Below are 4,380 nucleotides of genomic sequence, written 5' to 3'. Positions count from 1 at the left end.
CTGGGCTGCGAGATCCGCACGGTGCGCGGCATGGGCTACCTGATGGACCGCAGCGATGCGCAAGCCTGAGCCACGCCTGCAGCGCAAGCTGCTGGCCTGGCTGCTCGGACCGCTGGCGGTGCTGCTGGTGCTGGACACCGCCGCCGCCTACTGGAACGCGCAGCGCTTTTCCAACCTCGCCTACGACCGCGCGCTCCTGGAAATCGCGCGGGAAATCGTGCTGCATGTGCGGATCGAGGGCGGCCGGCCCCGGCTCAACCTGTCGGAGGCGGCCGGCAACGTCCTGCTGCTGGACCAGGAAGACCTGCTCTTTTACCGGGTGGTGGCCGACGACGGCGCGGTGCTGGGCGGCGACGTGGGCATGCCGCAGCCGCCGCAGATGCCGCGGAGCGCCAAGCCGCAGTTCTATGCCGATGCGGTGCGTGAACATCCGGTGCGCATGATGCTGGCCTGGATGCCGGTCAACACTGGCACCGCTGCGCCGCTGGTGCGCGTGCAGGTGGCCGAAACCCTGCGCAAGCGCTCGCGCTTCGCCTGGGAAATGGTCGCCAACGTGGTGTTGCCGCAGCTGCTGCTGATCGTGATGGCCACCGCGGTGGTGTGGTTCGGCATCTCGCGCGGCCTCGCGCCGCTGCAGCGCTTGCGGCACGCGGTGTCGGACCGCTCGCACCTGGACCTGAGCCCGATCGATACCCACGATGTGCCCGGCGAGGTGCGGCCCCTGGTCGACGAGGTCAACCAGCTGATGTCCCGGCTGGGCAGGACCTTCGATTTCCAGAACCGTTTCGTGGCCGATGCGGCCCACCAGCTGAAGACCCCCGTCAGCGGCCTGAAGGCCCAGATCGAACTGGCGCTGCGCGAGAACGATGTCGAACGTGTGCGCCACTCGCTGGCCCAGCTCTACATCAGCGCCGACCGCCTGTCGCGGCTGGTGCGGCAGCTGCTGTCGCTGGCCCGCAACGAGCCCGGCGCGCTGGACGCCATGCAATTGCAGCCGCTGGACCTGAACGCCTACGCGCTGGAAGTCAGCATGGACTGGGTGCCCGAAGCGATCAAGCGCCACATCGACCTGGGCTTCGAAGGCGGCGAGCACGCGCTGATGATCGACGCCGATCGGGACCGGCTGCGCGAGCTGATCAACAACCTGATCGACAACGCGATCCGCTACAGCCAGTCCGGCGGGCGGGTGACGGTGCGCACCGGTGGCAGCGGCGCCGACCAGTGCCGCCTGTCCATCAGCGACGATGGGCCCGCCATCCCGGTGCAGGAGCGCGAGCGCATCTTCGAGCGCTTTCACCGCCTGCTCGGCACGCAGGAAGACGGCAGCGGCCTCGGCCTGGCCATCGTCAGCGAGATCGCCACGCTGCACCGCGCGCGCATCACGCTGGAGGAAGACACCGACGGCGTGGGCAACACCTTCAGCGTGTTCTTCCCGCTGCGCGCCGGCTGAACGCCGCCGCGGGCTGTCAGCTGGCTGACAGCTGACGGACAAGTTCCTGACAGCGGGCCGGCAGAAAGCTGACAGCGCCGCCCCCTAGCCTCGAGCACAGCGGAACCACGTCGGTTCCGGCGCGTTTTCGAGGAGACACGATGTCCTTTCTGTCCAGCCCAGATTTCTGGATTGCCCTGTCGCAAATCATCCTGATCAACATCGTCCTGAGCGGCGACAACGCGGTCGTCATCGCGATGGCCTCCCGCTCGCTGCCGCCGGCGCAGCAGAAGCAGGCGATCCTGTTCGGCAGCATCGGCGCCATCGTGCTGCGCGTCGTGCTGACCTTTTTTGCCGTCTATCTGCTGGGCTTGCCCTATCTCAAGCTGGTCGGCGCGGCGCTGCTGCTGTGGATCGGCGTCGGCCTGCTCAAGTCGGACGACGGCGAAGAGCACATCGAAGGCCACTCCAACCTGGCCGTCGCCGTCAAGACCATCATCGTGGCCGACTTGGTGATGAGCCTGGACAACGTCGTCGGCGTTGCAGCCGCGGCCAAGGGCAACACCGCGCTGCTGGTGTTCGGCCTGGTCATCAGCATCCCGCTGATCATCTTCGGCAGCTCGCTGATCCTGAAGCTGATGACCCGCTTCCCGGTGATCATCACCCTGGGCGCCGCGCTGCTGGGCTGGGTGGCCGGCGAGATGGCGATGGGCGACCCCGCCATCGCCGGCTGGGCGGCCCAACAACATGCGCTGCACACCGTGGTGCCCGTGCTTGGCGCCGTCGCCGTGGTGATGACCGGCAAGTGGCTGTCGGGTCGCCGCCAGCCGGAACCCGCCAGCCAGGCCGCTTGAGGGCGTCGGCATGAGACACATCCTGGTCCCTGTCGACCCGACCCAGCCGGCGCGCACGCGCTCGGCCATCGAGCAAGTCGTGCGGCTGTGCCGCGAAGAACCCACCACCGTACACCTGCTGCGGGTGCAGCCGCTCGTCTCGGGGCATGTCGCGATGTTCTTCGACCAGAGCAAGCTGCGCGAGCTGCAGCTGGGCATGGGCGAAGAGGAGCTGCAAGCCGCGGGCAGCCTGCTCGACGCGGCCGGCGTGCCCTACACCGGCACGGTGCGGGTGGGCCGCAGCGCCAAGACCATCGCGGCGGCGGCGCGTGAGTTCGCCTGCGATCGCATCATCTTCGGTCAGGACGAACCCGGCTTGGCCGGCCGGCTGTTCGGCTCGCTGGCGCAGCAGGTGCGTCAGCTGCTCGATGCGAAGGGCGACCCGCAGGTCATCGGCTCCTGATCAAGCGGCGGGGGAGCGGTCCGCGCTGGCGCTACAGTGCGGACCCCATGGACACGACCCCTCCCGCGGCCAGCCCGCCGGCCGGCGGCCCGGCGAACACCGGGCCCCTGGCCGGCCTGCGCGTGATCGAACTCGGCCAGTTGATTGCCGGTCCGTTCGCCGGCAAGACGCTGGCCGATTTCGGTGCCGACGTGATCAAGATCGAGCCGCCCGCGTCATCGACATCCGAAGGCGGCGATCCGCTGCGCAAGTGGCGCATGCTGCACAAGGGCACCAGCGTCTGGTGGCAGGTGCAGAGCCGCAACAAGCGCAGTGTGGTGCTGGACCTGCGCACCGACGAGGGCCGCGCCGACGTGCGCCGGCTGATCGACGAAGCCGATGTGCTGATCGAGAACTTCAAGCCCGGCACCTTGGAGAAGTGGGGCCTGGGCTACGACGTGCTGTCGGCCGCCAACCCGGGTCTGGTGATGCTGCGCATCAGCGGCTACGGCCAGACCGGCCCCTACCGCGACCTGCCCGGCTTCGCGGTGGTGGCCGAGGCCATGGGCGGCCTGCGCCACTTGATGGGCGAGCCCGGCCGGCCGCCGGTGCGTGCCGGCGTCAGCCTGGGCGACACGCTGGCTGCGCTGCATGGCGTGATCGGTGTGCTGCTGGCCCTGCAGGCGCGGCAGCTCAGCCGCACGGCGCAAGCGCCCAAAGGACGCGGCCAGGTGGTGGATGTGGCCTTGTACGAGGCGGTGTTCAACTGCATGGAAAGCCTGCTGCCCGAATACAGCGCATTCGGCGCCGTGCGCCAGCCAGCGGGCTCGGCACTGCCGGGCATCGCGCCGAGCAACGCCTACCGCTGCGCCGACGGCCAGGTGGTGATCGGCGGCAACGGTGATTCGATCTTCAAGCGGCTGATGACGGCCATTGGCCGTGACGACCTGGGCCAGGATCCGGGGCTGGCCGACAACGCGCAGCGGGCGGCGCGCGCGGATGAGCTGGACGCCGCGATCACCGCCTGGACCGTGCAACGGTCGGTGGCCGAGGTGGTGGCCACGCTGCAGGCGGTGAGCGTGCCGGCCGGCCGCATCTACACCGTGGCCGACATCGCCGCCGACCCGCACTATCGCGCGCGGCAGATGATCGAGCGCATCACCACCGCCGAGGGTCTGGCGCTCGAGGTGCCGGGCATCTGCCCGAAGCTGTCGGCCACGCCGGGCGCAATCCGCAGCCTGGCGCCCGCATTGGGCGAACACACCGCGGCGGTGCTCGGCGCGCGTGCCGGCAGTGACGCAGCCGAGCGGGCTGGTTGAGGTCTTGAGCTTCACGCAGCATCTGGCCGCGTGTGGCGCGCGCTATGACAACCTGGCCCTGCGGCCACCGACAGCCCCGCCGCGGACCGTGGCCGCCGCGCACTGGCAGGCGCTGCAAGCCTGGTGCCATGACGGCGCCGGCCCCGGTGGCGCGCCGCTGCTGCAGCCCGGTGCCTTGCCGCGCGTGCAGCGGCGCTTTGCCCTGGCGCACTGGCGGGGCGACGACGCCGTGGCCGAGGCCTGGGCGCTGGCGCTGGACGGCAGCGCGCGGCTCGCGGCCTTGCCCGGCCACGCCGACCAGTTGCTGCTGCGCCTGCGCACCAAGCTGAACGACGTGGCCTGGTGGCGCCAGCGTCA

Annotated in this window: 5 protein-coding genes; all 5 read left to right on the top strand. The window is 70.0% G+C overall.

The genetic code is table 11. The features are described 5' to 3' along the window. The first annotated feature begins 55 nt into the window (after positions 1-55). Positions 56-1,450, top strand: coding sequence for a sensor histidine kinase (locus VLK61_RS09730; protein WP_325420599.1), 1,395 nt, complete (start codon positions 56-58; stop codon positions 1,448-1,450). A 140-nt stretch (positions 1,451-1,590) separates the two neighbouring features. After that, positions 1,591-2,283 carry a TerC family protein gene (locus tag VLK61_RS09725; protein ID WP_325420597.1) on the top strand — a complete coding sequence of 231 codons (693 nt, stop codon included), beginning with the start codon at positions 1,591-1,593 and terminating at the stop codon, positions 2,281-2,283. Positions 2,284-2,293: 10 nt separating this feature from the next. Continuing rightward, a complete protein-coding gene (locus VLK61_RS09720; RefSeq protein WP_325420595.1) occupies positions 2,294-2,725 on the top strand; it encodes a universal stress protein in 432 nt (143 codons plus the stop codon). A gap of 47 nt (positions 2,726-2,772) precedes the next feature. After that, positions 2,773-4,023 carry a CaiB/BaiF CoA transferase family protein gene (locus tag VLK61_RS09715; RefSeq protein WP_325420593.1) on the top strand — a complete coding sequence of 417 codons (1,251 nt, stop codon included), beginning with the start codon at positions 2,773-2,775 and terminating at the stop codon, positions 4,021-4,023. A 4-nt stretch (positions 4,024-4,027) separates the two neighbouring features. Then, a partial coding sequence (locus tag VLK61_RS09710) for a hypothetical protein (RefSeq protein WP_325420591.1) occupies positions 4,028-4,380 on the top strand: 353 nt, incomplete at its 3' end.

Origin of the sequence: Aquabacterium sp. (assembly GCF_035476535.1) — a bacterium.
Lineage (GTDB): Bacteria > Pseudomonadota > Gammaproteobacteria > Burkholderiales > Burkholderiaceae_C > Pseudaquabacterium.
This window is presented reverse-complemented; position numbering and strand designations above follow the sequence as displayed.

Excerpts from the sequence above, each read along its gene's own strand:
- VLK61_RS09730 (WP_325420599.1), top strand. The coding sequence starts at position 56 with ATGCGCAAGCCTGAGCCACGCCTGCAGCGCAAGCTGCTGGCCTGGCTG.
- VLK61_RS09720 (WP_325420595.1), top strand. The coding sequence starts at position 2,294 with ATGAGACACATCCTGGTCCCTGTCGACCCGACCCAGCCGGCGCGCACG.
- VLK61_RS09725 (WP_325420597.1), top strand. The coding sequence starts at position 1,591 with ATGTCCTTTCTGTCCAGCCCAGATTTCTGGATTGCCCTGTCGCAAATC.
- VLK61_RS09715 (WP_325420593.1), top strand. The coding sequence starts at position 2,773 with ATGGACACGACCCCTCCCGCGGCCAGCCCGCCGGCCGGCGGCCCGGCG.